27 protein-coding genes are annotated in these 18,549 nt (G+C 44.4%); 4 read left to right on the forward strand and 23 right to left on the reverse strand.

The genetic code is table 11. The annotated features are described in order from the left end of the window. Positions 1-86: 86 nt before the first annotated feature. The 10 genes from IM496_RS09565 to IM496_RS09605 all read right to left on the reverse strand — a co-directional run bounded on the left by IM496_RS09565 (position 87) and on the right by IM496_RS09605 (position 7,634). Positions 87-287, reverse strand: a complete 201-nt coding sequence (locus IM496_RS09565) for an SH3 domain-containing protein (RefSeq protein WP_287661817.1) — start codon at positions 285-287, stop codon at positions 87-89. 88 nt (positions 288-375) lie between these two features. Beyond that, positions 376-465 (reverse strand): DUF8807 domain-containing protein, encoded by a 90-nt coding sequence (locus IM496_RS22685; protein WP_502705817.1) that lies wholly within the window; start codon positions 463-465, stop codon positions 376-378. A gap of 25 nt (positions 466-490) precedes the next feature. Continuing rightward, positions 491-880, reverse strand: a complete 390-nt coding sequence (locus tag IM496_RS09570) for a type II toxin-antitoxin system VapC family toxin (RefSeq protein ID WP_002777126.1) — start codon at positions 878-880, stop codon at positions 491-493. Then, on the reverse strand, positions 877-1,107 hold the full coding sequence (locus tag IM496_RS09575) for a hypothetical protein (RefSeq protein ID WP_150976004.1): 231 nt from the start codon (positions 1,105-1,107) through the stop codon (positions 877-879). Before IM496_RS09575 ends, IM496_RS09570 begins: the two co-directional genes overlap by 4 nt. A gap of 50 nt (positions 1,108-1,157) precedes the next feature. Continuing rightward, the gene (locus tag IM496_RS09580) at positions 1,158-1,538 is read right to left on the reverse strand and encodes a GxxExxY protein (protein WP_002754172.1); all 381 of its coding nucleotides are present in this window, start codon (positions 1,536-1,538) and stop codon (positions 1,158-1,160) included. A gap of 236 nt (positions 1,539-1,774) precedes the next feature. Then, positions 1,775-5,296 carry a helicase-related protein gene (locus tag IM496_RS09585; RefSeq protein WP_287661818.1) on the reverse strand — a complete coding sequence of 1,174 codons (3,522 nt, stop codon included), beginning with the start codon at positions 5,294-5,296 and terminating at the stop codon, positions 1,775-1,777. Between the two features lie 6 nt (positions 5,297-5,302). Continuing rightward, a complete protein-coding gene (locus IM496_RS09590) occupies positions 5,303-5,956 on the reverse strand; it encodes a YqiA/YcfP family alpha/beta fold hydrolase (RefSeq protein ID WP_287661819.1) in 654 nt (217 codons plus the stop codon). A gap of 224 nt (positions 5,957-6,180) precedes the next feature. Further along, the gene (locus tag IM496_RS09595) at positions 6,181-6,486 is read right to left on the reverse strand and encodes a DUF2973 domain-containing protein (RefSeq protein ID WP_046661666.1); all 306 of its coding nucleotides are present in this window, start codon (positions 6,484-6,486) and stop codon (positions 6,181-6,183) included. Between the two features lie 98 nt (positions 6,487-6,584). Next, a complete protein-coding gene (locus IM496_RS09600; protein WP_002777118.1) occupies positions 6,585-6,992 on the reverse strand; it encodes a DUF2605 domain-containing protein in 408 nt (135 codons plus the stop codon). 15 nt (positions 6,993-7,007) lie between these two features. Next, complete coding sequence (locus tag IM496_RS09605; protein WP_287661820.1) at positions 7,008-7,634, reverse strand: TenA family protein; 627 nt, start codon at positions 7,632-7,634, stop codon at positions 7,008-7,010. Between the two features lie 279 nt (positions 7,635-7,913). Between IM496_RS09605 and IM496_RS09610 the strand changes: the two genes are divergently transcribed. Both IM496_RS09610 and IM496_RS09615 read left to right on the forward strand, forming a co-directional pair. Beyond that, positions 7,914-8,120 carry a hypothetical protein gene (locus tag IM496_RS09610; RefSeq protein ID WP_002732891.1) on the forward strand — a complete coding sequence of 69 codons (207 nt, stop codon included), beginning with the start codon at positions 7,914-7,916 and terminating at the stop codon, positions 8,118-8,120. Between the two features lie 41 nt (positions 8,121-8,161). Then, positions 8,162-9,061 (forward strand): amino acid ABC transporter substrate-binding protein, encoded by a 900-nt coding sequence (locus IM496_RS09615; protein WP_045362902.1) that lies wholly within the window; start codon positions 8,162-8,164, stop codon positions 9,059-9,061. A gap of 108 nt (positions 9,062-9,169) precedes the next feature. Here the strand turns inward: IM496_RS09615 and IM496_RS09620 are convergent, their stop codons facing one another. The 7 genes from IM496_RS09620 to IM496_RS09650 form a co-directional block, all read right to left on the reverse strand. After that, entirely contained in the window at positions 9,170-9,514 is a 345-nt protein-coding gene (locus tag IM496_RS09620; protein WP_194013739.1) for a HepT-like ribonuclease domain-containing protein, read from the reverse strand. Then, entirely contained in the window at positions 9,511-9,804 is a 294-nt protein-coding gene (locus tag IM496_RS09625; RefSeq protein WP_002757241.1) for a nucleotidyltransferase family protein, read from the reverse strand. The genes IM496_RS09620 and IM496_RS09625 overlap by 4 nt, the downstream gene beginning before the upstream one ends. Positions 9,805-9,969: 165 nt before the next feature. Beyond that, positions 9,970-10,167 carry a PIN domain-containing protein gene (locus IM496_RS09630; protein WP_194013737.1) on the reverse strand — a complete coding sequence of 66 codons (198 nt, stop codon included), beginning with the start codon at positions 10,165-10,167 and terminating at the stop codon, positions 9,970-9,972. Positions 10,168-10,195: 28 nt separating this feature from the next. After that, a complete protein-coding gene (locus IM496_RS09635) occupies positions 10,196-10,405 on the reverse strand; it encodes a PIN domain-containing protein (protein WP_194013735.1) in 210 nt (69 codons plus the stop codon). Beyond that, positions 10,402-10,656 (reverse strand): hypothetical protein, encoded by a 255-nt coding sequence (locus IM496_RS09640; RefSeq protein WP_004162523.1) that lies wholly within the window; start codon positions 10,654-10,656, stop codon positions 10,402-10,404. The genes IM496_RS09635 and IM496_RS09640 overlap by 4 nt, the downstream gene beginning before the upstream one ends. A gap of 438 nt (positions 10,657-11,094) precedes the next feature. Further along, entirely contained in the window at positions 11,095-11,349 is a 255-nt protein-coding gene (locus IM496_RS09645) for a hypothetical protein (RefSeq protein ID WP_287661822.1), read from the reverse strand. 114 nt (positions 11,350-11,463) lie between these two features. Next, on the reverse strand, positions 11,464-12,645 hold the full coding sequence (locus IM496_RS09650; RefSeq protein WP_287661823.1) for a PEP-CTERM sorting domain-containing protein: 1,182 nt from the start codon (positions 12,643-12,645) through the stop codon (positions 11,464-11,466). Positions 12,646-12,835: 190 nt separating this feature from the next. Here IM496_RS09650 and sipA point away from each other — a divergent pair, with 190 nt between their 5' ends. Next, positions 12,836-13,048 (forward strand): regulatory protein SipA, encoded by a 213-nt coding sequence (gene sipA, locus IM496_RS09655; protein ID WP_002777112.1) that lies wholly within the window; start codon positions 12,836-12,838, stop codon positions 13,046-13,048. A gap of 66 nt (positions 13,049-13,114) precedes the next feature. Beyond that, positions 13,115-14,065 (forward strand): transposase, encoded by a 951-nt coding sequence (locus tag IM496_RS09660; protein ID WP_194013729.1) that lies wholly within the window; start codon positions 13,115-13,117, stop codon positions 14,063-14,065. Here the strand turns inward: IM496_RS09660 and IM496_RS09665 are convergent. The 6 genes from IM496_RS09665 to IM496_RS09690 all read right to left on the reverse strand — a co-directional run bounded on the left by IM496_RS09665 (position 14,052) and on the right by IM496_RS09690 (position 18,534). Next, on the reverse strand, positions 14,052-15,653 hold the full coding sequence (locus IM496_RS09665) for a peptide ligase PGM1-related protein (protein ID WP_287661825.1): 1,602 nt from the start codon (positions 15,651-15,653) through the stop codon (positions 14,052-14,054). The genes IM496_RS09660 and IM496_RS09665 overlap by 14 nt on opposite strands. 165 nt (positions 15,654-15,818) lie before the next feature. Continuing rightward, positions 15,819-15,947, reverse strand: coding sequence for a photosystem I reaction center subunit IX (psaJ, locus tag IM496_RS09670; RefSeq protein WP_002738148.1), 129 nt, complete (start codon positions 15,945-15,947; stop codon positions 15,819-15,821). 45 nt (positions 15,948-15,992) lie between these two features. Further along, a complete protein-coding gene (locus IM496_RS09675; protein WP_002748906.1) occupies positions 15,993-16,487 on the reverse strand; it encodes a photosystem I reaction center subunit III in 495 nt (164 codons plus the stop codon). A gap of 132 nt (positions 16,488-16,619) precedes the next feature. Beyond that, a complete protein-coding gene (locus IM496_RS09680) occupies positions 16,620-17,039 on the reverse strand; it encodes a secondary thiamine-phosphate synthase enzyme YjbQ (protein WP_045362918.1) in 420 nt (139 codons plus the stop codon). Positions 17,040-17,049: 10 nt separating this feature from the next. After that, on the reverse strand, positions 17,050-17,850 hold the full coding sequence (cobA, locus tag IM496_RS09685) for a uroporphyrinogen-III C-methyltransferase (protein ID WP_287661824.1): 801 nt from the start codon (positions 17,848-17,850) through the stop codon (positions 17,050-17,052). 318 nt (positions 17,851-18,168) lie between these two features. Next, positions 18,169-18,534, reverse strand: a complete 366-nt coding sequence (locus tag IM496_RS09690) for a clan AA aspartic protease (RefSeq protein WP_194013725.1) — start codon at positions 18,532-18,534, stop codon at positions 18,169-18,171. Positions 18,535-18,549: the final 15 nt, after the last annotated feature.

The raw sequence follows: 18,549 nt of genomic DNA on the forward strand, positions 1-18,549 counted from the left end.
CTGTCATGTCAAACTATCAACAACTCATACTTGTAAAGCTTGTATAATAGGGCTTTGAGTTTTTGTTAGATTGATATTTATCAACTTTAGAGCATTGCTGGACAGAGAGGGAGCTTGGGGAGTTTTCTACAGTGTAAGTTCGGAAGAACCGTAATAATTTTATCTTGCTGAGTTTTGGGATGCGATCGTATGATCACTTCCACCGCATCTCCAGCGTGAAAAGGTAATTCTTTCAATAATACTGTCCCATCTTCAGTTAAAACTGTTTGTATTTTGTAGGTATTCATAATTGAGACTCTTGAGATAAGGAACCACAAAGGCACAAAGGACACAAAGGAAGGGTTGTTTATTGGGGAGAGGGTTTGTATTCGTTGGCTAGTCCGTAATCTTTGGACAGGAGGTGACTAGACGATTGTAGGCGATCGCATCGGTAGTCCAATTTTTTCTGGCGCATAAGCTATAAATAGGCGAGTTCTTTGGCTAAAAGGAATCACTTAAGCGTGTTTACGTCGGGGTAGGCAAGTATTTTTTCATCTACTGTCAGGAGGGGACAATTGTGAACCTTCGCTGTGGCGACAATAATTTGGTCGGCTGGATCGTTATGAAATCCAGCAAGTTGAGTTGATTGCACGATAATGGGTAACGTCAGTGGAAGTAATTGAACACCTGGATAAGCGATCGCATAATTGAGCCACTCATCGACCGGATAAGATAACTCCACTCGGTTCTTCTCAACTAATTTAGCAACTTCCCAGCAAGAAAAAATACTAACTCCAAGCTGACTAACCTGATGCTCTAAAATTAATTGTTCTAGCCGTGCTGTGAGACGTGAGCTACTGTCAACCCACCAGAGCCAAATATGAGTGTCCAAAATAATCATTTTAGAACTTCCCAGTCTTCTGGTGGAATAGCTGGTTCAAAGGGATCATCATAACGAAGGACAGAACCTTTCAAGGAATGTATTAGTTTTTCCTGACTAGATGATAACGATGTTTTAGATTGCTCTAAAATAATAATTTCCACCGCATCTCCAGCCTGAAAAGGTAATTCTTTCAATAATACCGTCCCATCTTCAGTTAAAACTGTTTGTATTTTGTAAGTATTCATAATTTAGACTCTTGGGATAAAGAACCACAAAGGCACAAAGGACACAAAGATTAATTGTTGACAAGGCGTTTGATGCCTTGTTTGAGAACGGGAACGTTAAAATTAATCAGTAATCCTAGCCAAAGCCGGCGTAATTTGAGATAGGTTAACAACTGGGCCTCGTGAATGGGGGTAAGTTGTTCAACAGTTTTCAGTTCGACAATAACCAGATTTTCCACCAATAGATCGAGACGATAACCACAATCAAGTTTAACACCGCGATAAATCACTGATTGAGGAACTTGACGCTCCACCGCTATCCCCCTATCCAATAACTCGTACTCTAAACAGGCCTCATAGGCTGACTCCAATAGTCCTGGCCCCAACTCCCGATGAACAGCGATCGCCGCCCCAATAATCTCCTTAGATAAATCATTAGCCCTCTCATCCATAACCTTCGTGTCCTTCGTGCCTTTGTGGTTCTTCTATCTTCGTGTCCTTCGTGCCTTTGTGGTTAATCCCCTTAGTGTCCTTCGTGCCTTTGTGGTTAATCCCCTTAGTGTCCTTTGTGCCTTTGTGGTTAATCCCCTTAGTGTCCTTCGTGCCTTTGTGGTTAATCCCCTTAGTGTCCTTCGTGCCTTTGTGGTTAATCCCCTTAGTGTCCTTTGTGCCTTTGTGGTTAATCCCCTTAGTGTCCTTCGTGTCTTTGTGGTTCAATCATATCCCCCCTCTCCCATAACTCTCCCCAATCATAATTAACACTACACGCCCCAAAATCCGGCTCTCTCTGGAATGGCCGGCGCACATATCTGACCTGAACCTCCTCTGAGGGAGAAACCGAAACCAAGGCCAGCAGAAAATCCTCTGGCTTGTTAAAGGATGCAAGGATCTCGTTCTTGGTGACAGTCACCGTCTCTGCTCCTTCTACTCTACCCTTGACTTCGATAAACCGTAAGCGGCCTGTTCCGGTCCTGCGCGATTCGATGTCATAGCCGCACTTCTCGGCGCTCACATCCCGCGGTTCATACCCCAAAGCTTTTTCGGCCGCCATGACTGCCGCCATTGCCAGCTGCTCGACGCGCTTTGTCTCCCGGGCAAACATTGGCTTGCCTAAAAGTCGCCCTAACAGTCCCCCCGGTACGATGAGGGCTGCTCCCACCACCACTGGCGGCGATGGGGATAAATGACGCTCCTGCTCCAATTCAGACAAGCGCTTTTGCAACCGCGTTTGTAGTTCATCGGCCCGCATCTGGGCTTTGTTGGAATTGATCCGCGCATTTGTCTTCCCCGCTTCTTCCTGTAGGCGCAACTGGGCTGCCCGATGGTCCCAGTAGTTGATCTCCTTAGTCAGACGGTCTTTAACTGCTATAAGGGTCTTTTCAATTAACTCTTCCTTGCGCTGCCGTACCTCCTGAAGATGGGAAGAGACAAGGTTAGCGATCGCATAATTGCGGGCCTGGCTCTCAATCTCATTACCGATAGGGAGAGAATCAAGGATCGGCCCTAGGATCGCCCGCTCCTCCTCCTGCAAAGGACGATAATCTAGATAAGGGGCATACCCAGCATCCCTCTCTCCCTGTCTCTGTGGTGCAAACAGAGGAATTTCCACATACTGCATTCGCCGCGACACCACCCGCCGTCTGCCATCGGGATTTAGCCGAGCGTCTTGAATGGCGTGTTCTAAGTACACCAGCGCCCGAATTTCCTCCCTCGGATCACTGTCATCAACTAGGATAGCCCCCCGTCTGAGTAATTCCCGATGCCGTTCCAAGACAAGATCGATAGTGGCATCTAACAGGGGATGGCCGGGACAGACAAAGGTAGCAACGGGTTTACCCGGAACACTAATCAGGTCTTTATCAAAACAGATGCGCTCATAGCGTTTGAGAATTGGCTCTCCTATCCCTAAAGAGCGGTCTCTGTTACGGATAACGGCGGGGACGTTGGTAATCTCGTATCGCTTTGGCTCTCGCTGGCGTAGGGTGCCGCCTAAGCGTTGGAAGGCTTCGAGGAAAAATGCGGCGATGAAGTGCGGCTGTAACCGTCTGGCTTCGGCTCGCTCCATATCTTCTCGAATTTTCTGAACCTTGGAAGCATCGATCGAATCGCGTGCTAGGGCGCGTTCTTCCAGCAATTCCCTTAGTCTCTCTTGATCGAGCTTTTCAGAGATGACCTGGTTTGAGCCTGCTTTTATATCTGGGCGATCGCCGTAACGGATGGCTTTGATGAGAAGTTCGCGCAATTCTTTTCCCGCAATGGCTTTGCCTAATACATCAAAGACCCGTCCGCCTAAGGCTTTTTGTTCGGCTTCGAGTTTTTCGAGGAGTGTCCGATAGACATCTCCCTCGCGGGTTTCGTGGGCCACCAAATTCCAGAGATGACAAACCTCGGTCTGTCCAATTCGGTGAATGCGACCGAATCGCTGTTCTAGGCGGTTTGGGTTCCAGGGTAGGTCATAATTGACCATGAGATGCGCTCGTTGCAGGTTGATCCCCTCTCCGGCGGCATCGGTGGCCAGAAGTACCTGTACTCCTACGTCTTGCTTGAAGCCTTCTTCGGCTTTTTTGCGGTCTTCCCGACCCATGCCACCGTGAATGGTGACAACAGCTTCTGGGTTGCCAAGGAGTGTACTGATCCGCTCTTTCAGGTAGTTGAGGGTGTCTCTGTGTTCGGTGAAGACGACTATTTTGCGGCGGTATCCTCCTGCATCGAACATCTCTGCTTCATCCTGCAGAAGATGGGAAAACTCTTCCCACTTACGGTCTTTTCCGCTCCGTCGAACGGTATTGGCTAGGTCTTCAAGCTTTTTCAGCAGGGCGATTTCAATCTGTAGTTCGGCAATGGTACGCGATGCTGTGGCCTGATCGACCACCTCCTCGACCGTAGCCTCCCGCTCGCTGCTATCGGTATCCTCAAAGTCGTCATCGATGTCGTCTTGGTCAAGGACGGTAGCAAATTCTATCTCCAGCGACTGGCCTCGCTTGAGCAGTTCTTCTTCTCGGAGTCGCTTTTGTAGCCGTTCTCGTCGTCGTTTCAAGGATTGATAGATGGCTTCCGGAGAGGAGGCGAGGCGGCGTTGCAAAATGGTGAGGGCAAAGCCGACTGTCCCCTTGCGCCCGTCGTTGGCCAGGGCTTCGGCTCGGTCAAATTCTTCGCGTACATACTCGGTGACTCGACTGTAGAGGATCGCTTCTTGGTCGGAGAGGGGGTAACTGACCGTGTGAGCGATTCTTTCTGGGAAAAGTGGCTTGCCGTCAAACTTGAGCAGTTCCTCTTTGACCAGACGGCGCATCAGGTCGGAAGTATCTGATACATGAACTCCGTCCCGGAATCGCCCCTCAAAGCGATCGCCATCGAGTAGAGCTAGGAATAACTGAAAGTCTTCTTCTTTGCCGTTGTGGGGAGTCGCGGTCATCAGCAGGAAGTGGCGGGTAATGCTAGAGAGGAGTTTGCCCAATTTGTAACGCTTTGTTTCCCTGATTTCCCCGCCGAAAAACGAAGCGGACATCTTGTGGGCCTCATCGCAGATGACCAGATCCCAATCAGTCTGCTGGAGTTTCTTCTGGAGGTCGTCGTTACGGCTGAGTTTATCAAGCCTAGCAATGACCAGACCCATTTCGGCGAGGGCGTTGCCGGTGCGGGCCGTTTCGAGGCGGTCATTGGTGAGGATATCGAAGGGAAGGTGAAATTTGTTATGTAGTTCATCTTGCCACTGGACTGCGAGGCTGCCTGGACAGACGATTAAGCAGCGCGCTAAGTCACCTCGAATCAGGAGTTCTCGAATTAACAATCCCGCCATGATGGTTTTCCCGGCCCCGGGGTCATCGGCCAACAAAAAGCGTAGGGGTTGGCGATCGAGCATCTCACCGTAAACAGCAGTGATTTGATGGGGGAGTGGTTCCACCAGAGAGGTATGGACGGCTAGAAGCGGGTCAAACAGGTAGGCCAACCGGATGCGATGGGCTTCGGAAACTAGGCGCAGCAAAGCTCCGTCGCCATCGAAACCCCACGGTCTTCCTTCGGTGAGAATCTCTAGGGTTGGCTCTCGGTATCGAAAGAGCAGTTCTGTGTAGGGTTGTCCGTTGGTATCTTTGTAGGTCAGTTCTACCGCGTCGCTGCCATGCCACTTGGCCTCGATGACGGTAATGCTTTGATTGGGCAGAATGCCGTTGACAATAGAGCCGCTCGTTAGTTCCTCAAGTTTAGTCATGATCGCCTAAAGACCGATGTCTAGGAATAATTGCATTTCAGCCCATATCCTCGTCAAAACATCGGTAAGGGCATGATCGCTATCTAATTCGATTAACTGTACCCAAGGACGAGAAAAAGCATAATGGCGACTATTTTCTAGGGGAATCACCTCATCGTCACTGCCATGAATAATTAGGGTGGGGAGCTGCCTGATTAACTTTTCTTGGGGATAATTGGCTAAGTCCTCGATAAACTTGTAATCAATTGGCAGATAACGGCGATAACCGTAGTGATAAACCGATAAACTCCCAGATTTTTGCCAATTGGCTAGGGTTTCCGCTTCCAATTGTCCTAACCAAATCGGCCCGAAATTAAAAGCGGGAGCTAATAAAACGAGCCTTTGCACCTGAAAATAAGTTTCTGCCAGCCAAGCTGCCGTTAAACCGCCAAAACTGGAACCAATCAGAGTAACAGGAAGCTGAGATTGTTCAATCAATTGGCCGACTTGAACAATCTGACGAGTGAGAGTTAAGCTAGAAAAGTCATCACCGTTAAGATCGGGAATTTCCATCGCTAAACCCCTGTTTTGCCAACAATGCCTCAAAAATTGTGCTTTTGTTGATTGGGAGCTAGAAGCAAAACCGTGTAGATAAACATATCTGTTTTCAAGGACTGCCATTCTAGAACCAATTAGAGTCTGCTGAAAAAGTTTGCTGGTGGGGGCAGGGTGTGGGGTGTGGGGTGTAGGGTTTTACCGATTTTGAGGAGGTCAATTACCTAATTTTCGGGGAAAAAGCACCTGAATTTTCCCCCTGATCACTCTCTTGCCTAGCACTTTTGGATTTCAAAAAGGTCTCAAAGTCTTACCCAACAAGATTTTTAGATTTATTCAGCCACCCCCAATTAGATTTCTTCGTCTTGCTCTTTGGTGGCACTGGGAGAAGAATTATAAATGGCATCCAACTGTTGACGAGCATCTTCCACAGTGAGAGAACGAATCACTAACAGAGGTTCATTAATCGGTTGTCCAGTCTCGTCCAAAAGTTCCGGATGGGAAGTCATGGGATAACCGTAGGGATTATAGGAATTAGCCGATTTAGCAGGACGTTTCTGGGAATCCATGCTGACAGTAATCAGACTCCGAATTAAATTATTAATGGTCAAAAAAGCGATAACTGTGAAGGCGAGGATATAGAGCAGATGTAACATTGGCTGAGTCTCCCATGAATTATGTGTGAATATTCCTAATTGCCAAAACTTTATGCTAAAAATTCGCTCAACTCTCTAGCTTACCAAAAAGTTTCAGGTTAAGCGTCAGTTTGAGGAGATTGATATTCTCCCCAACCCTGTAATCGACGACGACGACTGCTGACCCCCCAACACTCTGCCACCAGCTGGTGCCAAGGCAACAACATCTTGGCCTCGATACCCACCTGACCACCTGTGGTTTTAAAGAGTAAATGAGCCGTGGCCACCTCCTGTTGAGCGTTTTTGACTCTTGCTAATAAATCGTTTTGTTCCTCGAGGCTGAGAAAGGATAATCTCTCGGATTCGAGGAGGAGACGGGAACGGGAAAACCAATAGGTGAAATCCTCTAGTAGAGGTTCCAAGATAGTTTTCAGGAGTTCGTTTTCGGCGGGTTGCGAAGGGAACATTATTTTTATAATGACGATTTTGCTTACCTTAATCTTAGCGTCATTTATATTTCTTAACATTGTGACGGGAAAATTTTAAGATTTGCCCTGGCTGTAGGCGGCACTAAAAAAGTCCTGTTCACAACTAAGGGCATAACGATAGGATAAAGAGATATTTTCCGTCATCAGGGCGTATTTATCCACTAATTCCTCTAACTGGCTTGCTAAAGCTGCGAATTCATCCCCACTATAACTATCAATCCAAGCTTGATAGGGATTCTCAGAAATCGGCTCTAGGGCTAATTGTTGACCCAGATAAGCATAAAGACGCATACAGGGACTCATCGCCACGGCAATCGCACCGATGTCACCCATCCAAGCGGTAGCGAGAAGAAAATCCGTATAGCGACGGGTGGCATTAGCGGGCTGAACCTTTCTCAGGTCAACCCCCCACTGTAGAGCATAATTTTCGTGTAATTCTAATTCCGTTAATACCCCCGCCGCTAACCGATGAAAGCTAGTAAATCCCTGCCAATCAGGAGCTTTAGCGGCGGCGATACTGTAAGCACGGGCGAAAGATTCCAGAAAAAAAGCATCTTGACCGACATAAAAAGCGAAACAGTCCCGTTTAAGCTCTCCTGTGGCGATACCTCGCACAAAAGGGTGTTCTAGACAAGCTTGTACTAGATCTTGATGGCTGTGCCAAAGTTGCTGACTAAGCATAGGAAAATACTAATTAGGTGAACAAGGTTGGTTAACTAGAGTTCGGCATCTCACAGGGTGATACTAAATCCGTTGAGCATAGGCTACTTATAAGGACAGGCAAAAAGCAAGAGGCAAAAGGCAAAAGGCAAAAGGCAAAAGGGGGAATAAATAATCAGTTTTTAATAACCGGATTTAGTATGACAGAGAGCTTGAGTTGTCACAGTTTCAATTCCTTAACCCAAACTGACGTTAAACCTGTTACAGTAAATATAACTGACTAAATTGGAATTAAAAACTATGCGACTTAAGCGATGGGAGTCCCCCCGCCGTCAGGGACGTAACGACAAAGGCAAGGGCGGTTCGGCCCGACAGCGACAACTGAAAAAACAATTTAAAATGCTGTCGAAAAAACTGAAAGGGGGAGAGAGTAACATCTCTCCTCTTTTTTTGTCCCCAGCAATCGCCGCTAAAAAATCTTCCTCTGGGAAACTCTCCGTCTCCTGAAACAGTCCCAGACTTGAGCCACTTTCAGATTAGGAAAAAAAATGAAGCGTACACTTGCCGTCATGACGATGACAGTAGCTTTAACCCTCACCAGTAACCATTCTAGCCTTGCCGGAGCAATCTTCGATCGCATTCAAAAAACTGGGGTAATTACTGCCGGCGCTCGTAAAGATGCTATTCCCTTTGGTTTTGTCAACTCCCAAGGCAAGTGGGTGGGTTACAGCCTTGATATGTTAGAGTTAATTCGCAAAGAAACCGAACGGAAGTTAGGAAAACCAATTAAGTTAAAAATTGTTGAGATTACTCCCCAAAATCGTTTTGAAAAGTTGAAAACAGGGGTGATAGATATCGAATGTGGCTCCACTACTTTTACTTGGAAAAGAGAAAATGAAGTGGATTTTTCCGTTAGTTATTTTGCCAGTGGCACTCAATTACTCACCCGCAAAGGTAGTAATCTTGATGACATCGGTAGCTTGGCAGGCAGACGCATTGGAGTGATTGCCAATACTACTAATGAAGCGGTGATTAAAACCCAACAACCCGCCGCTATTTTGGTCAAAGTTAAAAATCGTGGCGAGGGTTTACAAAAACTAGAAGCGGGAGAAATTGATGGTTTTGCCAGTGATGGCATTACCCTAGAAGGTTTAAGGAAAAGCGCTAAAAATCCCAATAATTTAGCCATAGTTCCCTCCTATCCCTACGCCTACGAATCCTATGCCTGTACTTTACCTGAAAATGATTCTAAATGGCGCGATACAGTGAATTATACCCTATTAAAATTCATGGAAGGGATCGTTAGTGACCAACAACAAGCGGTGACAATTTATGAACGTTGGTTTGGTGAAGATGGTGTTGTTCCCTATTCCAGAGAAACTATTAATGATTATTTTCAAGGCATTGTCAACACCTACGAATGGATTCCTTTAACTGTATTTCCCTAAAATCAAAACCTTTTTAGGGAAAGGTTCAAAAAGGCACTCTTGCAAGTGGGAATTATGAATGGGGAAGTGGGAAGTGGCGAGGTGGGTTTTTAAAGGAGGAAGGAAAATTTATTGTAATTTCTCAATGATACTGATAATGATTGTCTTTAGCTGGGGGAGATTGTTTTGAATCACTTTCCAGACGACTTTTTCATCAATTGCCCAATATTCATGAACTAATTTATCCCGCATACCTGCGATGTTTTTCCAAGGAATATTGGGATAATTAACTCTCACTTCATCAGGAATATTTTTGACTGCTTCCCCGATTATTTCAATTAATTTTACTGCCGAAAGAAATATTTCTATCTTAGTTGAAAATTCTGCAAAGCTTAGATCCTGAGTCATCTTTTCTAGTTGACAAATTGCCTCTAGAATGTCTTGCAAGAAATCTCTAAATTCCCGTTGTGTCATACATAAATAACCTCGGATAAAATTCTTTCTCTCCTTCTTCCTTTTAATCCATTTTTACTGATAACATCCGCTTTTACCTTAAGTAAATCACTTAAATAATATTCCAGATCTACTAAATCTAGTAAACTAGGCGGTTCCGTATAATCTATCAGAATATTAACTTCACTATTTTCCTGCACTTCTCCTTTTACATAATCTCCAAAAATACCTAATTCACTGACATGATACTTTTCTTTTACTAAGGACTTAACTTGACCCAAAATCGCTTTAATTTCTTCTAAATTTTTCATGATGCTTACCTTCTAAGATAACGGAAAAGACTTCTACCCTACTGATCAAAATTTTATTTCCTGTATCTGTATTGTAGCAGATATCGGATGAAAGGATAAACCATACTCCTTGAAATCATGGGAATTGAGAGAGTTAGGCCAAAAATGCCCCCTCAATTGACTGAATTAAGGGGGCATTTGTCGCAGATATTTATCAAGAAATTCCTCTGATGTTAAACAATCAAAATTAGCAATGATTTTGATTAACTCTCGATTTTCAGACAAAAATATTTCCGCCGCACCATATTTGGCAGTTAGATAGATAAAAACATCTTCAGAAGGCACTAATTTTTCTGCAATTATCTGACTTGCTTCTGCTTTCATTGCAATCGTTTCTGGTATAAATAAGCAATTAAGATTCTGCCAGATTTAATCTACTATTTTGGCTGCTTTTGCCAACTCGTAAAATTTGGTTAATGAGTTCCTGGGAAATAATAACTTTGATTGAAGATTGATTATTGGGGGTATAATATCCTAACCATGTAAGAATTCGCTCTTGTGGTGAGAGGGGTTTTAATTGACCAATAATATAAATATTTGTATCTAAAAAAATTCTCCTCATTCATACCGCTCCTGAAATAGTTCTTGCTTCACTTTACGAATAAGCTCTAAAATCTGTTCATCAGTGTCGATACCTGCTTCTTTAAATGCAGCTTGCATCTTAGTACGAGCTTGTTCAAATTCTACTTGTTCATTTTGATCGGGAACAATAATAACAAGTTCAATCTCTGTGTCTGTTGGCAAATCTTGATGGGGTTGCTCGATAATTAATTGTCCATCTTTGATTTTGGCTTTAGTCTGAATAAATTGCATTTTTGATTTTTCCTCAGACTCAATCTGGTTTATTATATCTATCTTATCATTTTCGAGCGACTAATGTGTAAGAGGAAAATATATAAAAAAACAATACCCCCTCAACTGACTGAATGAAGGGGCGATTACGAGTTTTTTATTAATGTTTTTTAGGAGACTTTTGTGGTTTACTTTTCTGAGGGTTTGGAGGGTTTTAGTTGGCACTTGAGGGTTATCTCCATACTTTCACCCGCATTATATCAAAATGATAATCATAGCTCCAAACAGGTAGATCTAATTCGATTGAGATGATAGCAGTCAAAGCATCAACAATAGTAATAGTTTGATCAGGAAATTGTTTAGCTTTTGCTATGGCTGCGAAATACTGATCTTCTGTCGGATTGATCAGATTAGCAGATTCTAAGCAATTTTGTGTGAAATGAGTGGCTTGTTCAAATCCTAATCTATATAGAAGCAAGCTGTAAATTCGGCTAAAACAGCGTCATGATTGATGGATGTGTCAGTATAGCCACTTCCTTTGGGTGCGGGAGATAAGTGAAAAAATTTTTTCGGTTTGGATAAATAGCCTTTCGCTATTAAAAATGATTCTATAGCCGTTTGTACTGTATCAGAAGAAGATACCTTATGCTCTTGATTGTAGGCGGCTAGAGCATTAATTATGGTGGTGGGTAGCTCAATCGTCACCTGTTGCATAACCAAAATCCTCTTGATTTAATCATGTCCCTATTATACAATAAACCCCCTCAACTGACTGAATGAAGGAGCATTAATTCTACTTTGGTGGGCGATTTAGCCTACTTTTGTGGTTTAGTTTTCGTCGGATTTAGAGGATTTTAGTTTGCGTTTCAGGGTTGAAGCTGCACCGAGAGTGCCAAGGGTTAATAAGCTGAGGAATGTAGAGGGTTCGGGAACGGCGACAGCTTCTAAAGCATCTATGTTTTCATTCACTGCTCCGGTAGCCTGTCTGACATTGAAAGCTGTATCCCAGAGATGCCCACCGTGAAAGAGGAATGGGGCCAGTGGTTGACCAAATTGCCAATGCCAAATTTCGCCTCCGTCGATATCGCCCCCATTAATATTGGGTGTGATGATTCCATCAAGATTAGCGTCGATGGGCATAACACTGAACAGAATGCGATCGCTGTTATCCCATTGGCCAATGTTACCGCCATCCGAGACCATTAAACCATCCAAATCGATAATATTCGCTAAGTTAGCTATGTCAGGGCGGTTAATCGCCGCCGCAATCTGAGCAGCATCAAGATAAGGGTTACTTACACCACCGTTGTAGTACCATACTGATGTTCTCGTACCGTTAATAAGGGGATCTCCCAGCAAAGAGTACATATCAGCATCATCAGGAGTCGGATCTGCTGGAGAAGGGTATTGAGAAGACGTTGGTGATACAGAACTCCATACCTCCAAACCATCAAGATCGTTAACTCCCGCTTCATCAATTTCTGGAGGCTTTGCCCAAAAGTCAATCTCCCCGCCAATCGATTCAAAAAGAACACTTTTTTCATGTATTCCAAGCTGGTTATAATCAGGACTTGCGTTATAAACAGTAGCACGGGAATCACCGGGGAGTAATAGCGTTGTCGAACCGGTCGAGAATAGTAGGGCGGCTTGATTAGCGATGACATCCCAGAATAGAGCATCTCCATGATTAGCTAAGGCATCTACTTCTCTAGCTGGATCGGTATCACCTGCGCGAGAGCCACTATAGTCGAAAGTATCTTGCCGACCACCATTGCCATCCCAGTAAATATTCTGTTCTGGATCTAGAACTGGCGGTTCTTGAGTGTCTTTGTCAAAGCGATCGCTGTATTCTTTACCCGGAACATTCTTGGGTCCCGGAATACCCGGTCCAGGTGCAGGTTGGACAAACGGCCCTTGAGGAACAAAGTGTCCTGCCAATACTTGGGATGGGGCCACCGTGACACCCAGTAAGAGCCAGGAAGAGAACAAGAGTTTATGAGTGATTTTCATGATTATTGCTCCAGCAGATTTCGTAGTGCTATCGCCACCCTCGCCGCTAGGTTAGGCAACACCCCAACCTAACGCCAAAGGCGGATGGCAACAGCTTACAGAATACCTATTTCCTAGGGAATCTATCTTGAGAATGATTTAAAATATGCTAAGTTGAGATACGATGTCACGATCGCATCTAGCCAGTACCATGAGTGAAATTAGCATCGGGGGAAAAGTCCGTCTGATTGCCATTCCCCCTTACCTGAAAACCGCCGATCCTATGCCTATGTTACGGCCGCCGGAGCTACTCAATATCGACGATATCGGCACGGTGATCGATCGCCGGCCGGGGGGTTATTGGGGTGTAAAATTCGATCGAGGCTCATTTCTGCTCGATAGCAAATATTTAGAAGCCATTTAAACCCGTTAAGTGCATCACGGTCAAGACAACTTTGATAAATGACAAGCAAATCTAAAGAGTTAATTTATGTCTAATACTTTTCTATCGATCGTTATCCCGATGCGCGAGGGATTTGGCGAATATTGGCTAGGAGAATTGTTGAAAGTCAAGGGAGATATAGAATTTATTTTAGTTCATCCTCCTGGGGTCAAACCTTCGCCGGTGAATGATCCACGCATGAAACAGATTGTCTGTGCTTTACGAGGTGAAATTATTCAAAGAAGTACAGGATTTTTAAATGCCAGAGGCACTTATATTCTCACAATCAATTGCGATGAATATTTACACCAGGAGATCGTCACCTTAGTTAAAGACTATTTTGAACGCTTCCCCAATAGTTGGGTATTGCGATTAGCCAGATGTGAATTTCCCTACGGTGAACGAGAAAAATTAGAGAGTCCTTGGCCAACAATTCCCGATGTAAAAAGTTTAGCTATCTGTAGCAGAAGAGAAAATAATAGTAACTTATTTAAAGAGAATAATTATTTATTAGAAGCACCGATCGCTCCTTTAGATAATCCTTTTAATCCTAGCGCCCTGATCGGGAAACGTCGAGATCACAAGGGCCCTCACATGGAAAACTTTGATAAAAAAGTTTGGAAAAACGAACTGGTACAACCGGCAGTTAAAGAGATTACCGCTTCCATGAGTGTCACCGGTCCGATTAAATATATTCCCTTTTGGTGTTTAGATAGATTACTAGGTTTATATATTCAGGCCAAGTTTTTTGAGCAAGGTAAAACTATCGGTCATTGGCTGCCAGAAATAGCCGAACAACTGCGGATTGAAGATAATCCTCCTGAGTATAAAAGAACTAAACGTTTTTACTTTATTGCCGAGGTGATTCTCCTAAAAAATTTCCCTAAATATGGTTATCTTTGGAATTTAATTCTCGCTCAAGCGACGGAAGTACCCGGACGAGCTATCGATTCCCTAAAACGCAAATTCTTGCCAGAAAAACCTTCTATATCCAAGTGATCGGTAATCCAGAATAATAATAACCTAAATTTATGGAACTATGCTCTGTTTCCCAATCTAACACCTGTTCCACACGCTGATAAATTGCCGCAGCTTCCTCACTAGAATTGCCGATACAAGTTAACCCTAATTTACCAAATTCCGACAGCGCACCCATGAGATGAAAAACTGTTCCTGTTTTACTGCTACTATCAAAATGCAAGTGATGTTTAGCAATAATATCCATTAAATCATCGGGAAGTAAACCTTTGTATTGGGGTTTGTGGAGATTATCGGAGGCAATATAGTATTTTTCCTGGTGAGGTTGACTGAAAAACAATCCAGTTTTTTGATCGTATTCACCATTAGTTAAAAGCTTTAAAGTCATAAAAGGATGGGTAGTTCCTCCTTTTCGCAGATTAATTTCGATCGCCTGTAAATCCCAGACTAAAGTTTCTGGATTTTTAACAGCGACGAAATCAACTCCATAGCGTTCAATTGCTCCCTTTGCTGCCAGAATTTCCCCTATTTTTAGACCTAATTCCTGTAATTGTAGGCGATAATTTTCATCGGCAGGAAAATAACAACCCAGATAAATTTGACCATCGGGACCGCCTAAAATTTGATCGTGAGTGGAAAGAATCTTCACTTCTCCCGTCGGTGTAATATAACCTTGCACACTCGGCGATCGCTTTTCTTCCCCTTCAATAAAAGCTTCGACAATTCCCCCTAATTCAGCAATTTTGCCAGAAAAACTCTCCCAATTTTCATCGCTTGCTTGAAAACTAATCTTGTCTAATAGTTTAGCCAAGAGATTAATTCTCTCGCTTAAATCTAGACTGTTACTATCAACAATTTCCCCTAAAGGACGTAAATCTAAAACTGCATTTCCTTCTCCCGATAACCCCTCATTTAACTTCACTACCATGCGTTTTAATTGCGGTTGACGAGACCACAAACTAGCGGACTCATACAACAAATCCTTAACCGTATTTACCTGTAAACTACCGTCAGGATGGGGAATATTGCCTTGACTAAAAATCTCGCGACTGCCACTTTTAGAACCCCAATACAATAAGTCTGGACTACAGGCAAATAAAGGAATATCTAATTGTAAAGACAATTCTCGCTCTAAATTAGTAGAATTAAAACAAACCATGTAGGCACGATCTCGACGCAACGCTTGCCGGATTCTTGCTACTAAGCGCGGTCTGTCCAGAATTTTTTGGGTTAAAGGTTGAAAAGAGTTATCGTGAGTTGTCAGTAATAACAGACGATTATTAGCATGGGAAAAAGGAATCCCCGGTAACAATTGCAGGTAATAATCAATCACCATCCGCGAAAGTGGCTGCGCTGTTACATAGATTAAACGGGTTTTCGGGTGTCGCAACCGAATCAGAGAAAATAATAATCTTTCTTCGTAATGTAAAAAACCCGCCACTTTTTGACCGACTCTCTGATCGATACTAAAAGAAGGGACAACTAGGATATCATAATCGCATTCATCCGATTCGGGAACGTTTTCTCCCTGCCAAATCTCTTTTAATTTTTCTTGTAATTCTTGATACCGCAGCCGCTTTTCTAGCATCAAATCTCTATCTAACAGCATGGTTTGTCCCACCTCTGGGGTTGCAGATACCTGTATCTTATCGATTTTGAGAGCCTGTCGTCTCCAGTGTCTTTCTTTTCTTAATATTCCCCAATCCCTCCGATCGTTGCCATTAAAAAGGGATACAGTGGACTCTGTATCCCTTTTAATCACCTGAGATTGGCTTTAACCTAGCGGGTGGAATAAGAGATCGGGATAAAAGCGATTAAATTCGATTAAAATCCCGGCGGTGAAAGTCAGCAGCGCCATAATTAACACGGGTGCGGACGAGAGAAATTTAGTAAGTCCTTCCATCTGAGTTCTCCTAGAGAATAAAAAGTCAAGGGTTTGACACAAAAATTAACGAGGGGAAACGGTAATTTCCGAATCCTTAACGGTTAATTTACCAGAAGTGGCTTCTTGTAAAGCCGCCAACGGCCAGAGAAAACCCGTTAACATTTTGCTGAGAGCGAGGGGAACATCGATGATGATTTCCTTCATTTCGGCATCTTTGCTGTCGCGCACGGCGATTAAATAGGCCCGACCAACCCAACCGATCCAACCGGTAATGTACAGGAATAGGATGCTAGGGATAAAGAAATCGCCCATGTGATCCCAACGACCATCAACAATTAGGTGCGGATAGCCTTCGGGTCCACAGAGAGCTTGGGAGTAGGTTTGAGCGCGTTTGGCTCCCGATTCGGGGTCAGGAGTGGTGTTGCGGAAACTCTTCGCTTTTTGTAGGAAAGCGGGATTTTCGCTACAAGGGGTCAGATTGGACAAATCAGCCGACGCTGGAGCGGCAAAGGTGAACCAGAGAGATAGCACCAGGGCCAGAGCGAACAATTTTCGCATAAATTGTTTCCTTTTGTTACGAAATATGAAGTTCTTTGTTCAAAAAGCGAACAATTTGATCGTACACGGAAAAAATCTTACTCCGATGAGGGGTACGAGTAAAGTTTCTATTACAAAACTATACGCAAAGCTTCAGACCCCCGTGATATGAACCACCACTTGTCTTTGGTGACGACTCTGACGGTGTTCCCAGAGATAGATACCTTGCCAGATGCCTAAAACTAATTTACCTCTAGCGATCGGGATTTGTTCCGATGTCCGGGTTAGGACCGAGCGAATGTGAGCGGGCATATCGTCTGGCCCTTCGGTAGAGTGATAGTAGAGACTGCTATCTTCCGGGACTAACTTGGCGAAGAAATTGGCCAAATCGGTGAGAACATCGGGATCGGCATTTTCTTGGATCAGCAAGGAAGCGGAGGTGTGACAGACAAAGACACTGCACAATCCCGTCGTTATGCCCGATTCAGCCACGATCGCTTCTATGGGGGCAGTAAGACGATGGAAATTCTTGGGACTGGTGGTAATGGTCAGGGATTTTTGATATTGACGCATGGCAACCGAATCAGGGAGAAATGGGGGTGGGGGGGATTGTCCTGGAGAGCAAAGGTTGTCCCGCTTGCAAGAGAGCGTGAAGGTCCACCACTGCCCCGATAACAGCGATCGCCGGGGATTCAAAGCCGGTGGCTTCGATCTGGTCCATAATCGTGGTGAAAGTACCGATTAACTGCTGTTGCTGCGGTGTTGTTCCCCAGCGAATCAGGGCGATCGGTGTTTCTGGACTTCTGCCCGCCTTGGTCAACTCGCCGATAATATAGGGTAAATTATGCACACCCATGTAAACGACAATTGTTTCCGCACCATGGGCGATCGCTGACCAGTTAACTTGAGGACGATATTTACCCGCCATCTCGTGGCCGGTGACGAAGGTAACGGAAGAACTATAATCGCGATGGGTGAGGGGAATACCAGCGTAGGCAGACACGGCAATTCCTGAAGTGATCCCCGGCACGATCTCGACGCTAATTCCGGCCGCGATCAGATCGAGCATTTCTTCACCCCCGCGACCGAAAACAAAGGGATCGCCCCCTTTGAGACGAACAACCACGGCATTAGTCTGGGCCTTCTCGATCAGTAAAGCGGTGATTTCCTCCTGTACCAGAGAATGACGACCGCGACGCTTACCCCCATGGATTTGTTCGGCCCGGGGGTTAATCATGGCTAGAATCGAGGGGCTAACTAGGGCATCATAGAGGACAACATCGGCATTTTCTAGGAGAACTTTCGCTTTTAAGGTCAACAAACCGGGATCTCCGGGACCCGCACCGACGAGATAGACCTTACCACAACTTTCTGATTGATTCATAGATACTGGGGAGAAAATTCTTGCTTCGATCGAATGCGCTTGATCCCTACTTTATTGTGACTGGGGCAAAATTTGGTATTTTTGACGACAGTTACTCGGCGATCATGCGCTTTCTTCATGAAGAATTATGATCTTAACATTACTTAACCCTTAATCTAGCGATCGCTCTGATCCTAAATCTTGTTTAACAGGTATGGGGGAGTGAAAAGTGGGGAAAAGGGAGCGGGTTTTTCAAGTTGGATTGGGAGTTAATCATACTATTAAAAACCGATTCAGTATAACGGCTAAGTTAGCCTGCGTTTGCGCTAATGCTGAGAACTACAATTCGTCAATTGTTACCAACCCACCTTCCGTAAACTGAATCACAAGTTCATGGCTATCTAATAAAGCAGTTCCAAGCAAGGGTCGCCGCCCTGTGGCAAATACACGAGTTTCTCGCTCCTCACCATTCCAGATAATAATTGCTTTGTGAAGGGGCAGCATTACTTGGCTGTTGTCTGCTAAATTCGCCCGCATATCGTACCTGAAAGGAAGATTCAGTAATGCTACTGCTTCGGGTGGTAAACAAAGCTCATCTGTAAATCCTGTATCTACTACAAACTCAATCGGAAAGTCAGCGCGATTTGGAATCCGAAATGGGATAGTGATGATCGGGTGTCCATTAGCCACAATACCTGAAATCACTTAACTACACGCTCC

Origin of the sequence: Microcystis sp. M049S2 (assembly GCF_020245625.1) — a bacterium.
Lineage (GTDB): Bacteria > Cyanobacteriota > Cyanobacteriia > Cyanobacteriales > Microcystaceae > Microcystis > Microcystis ichthyoblabe_A.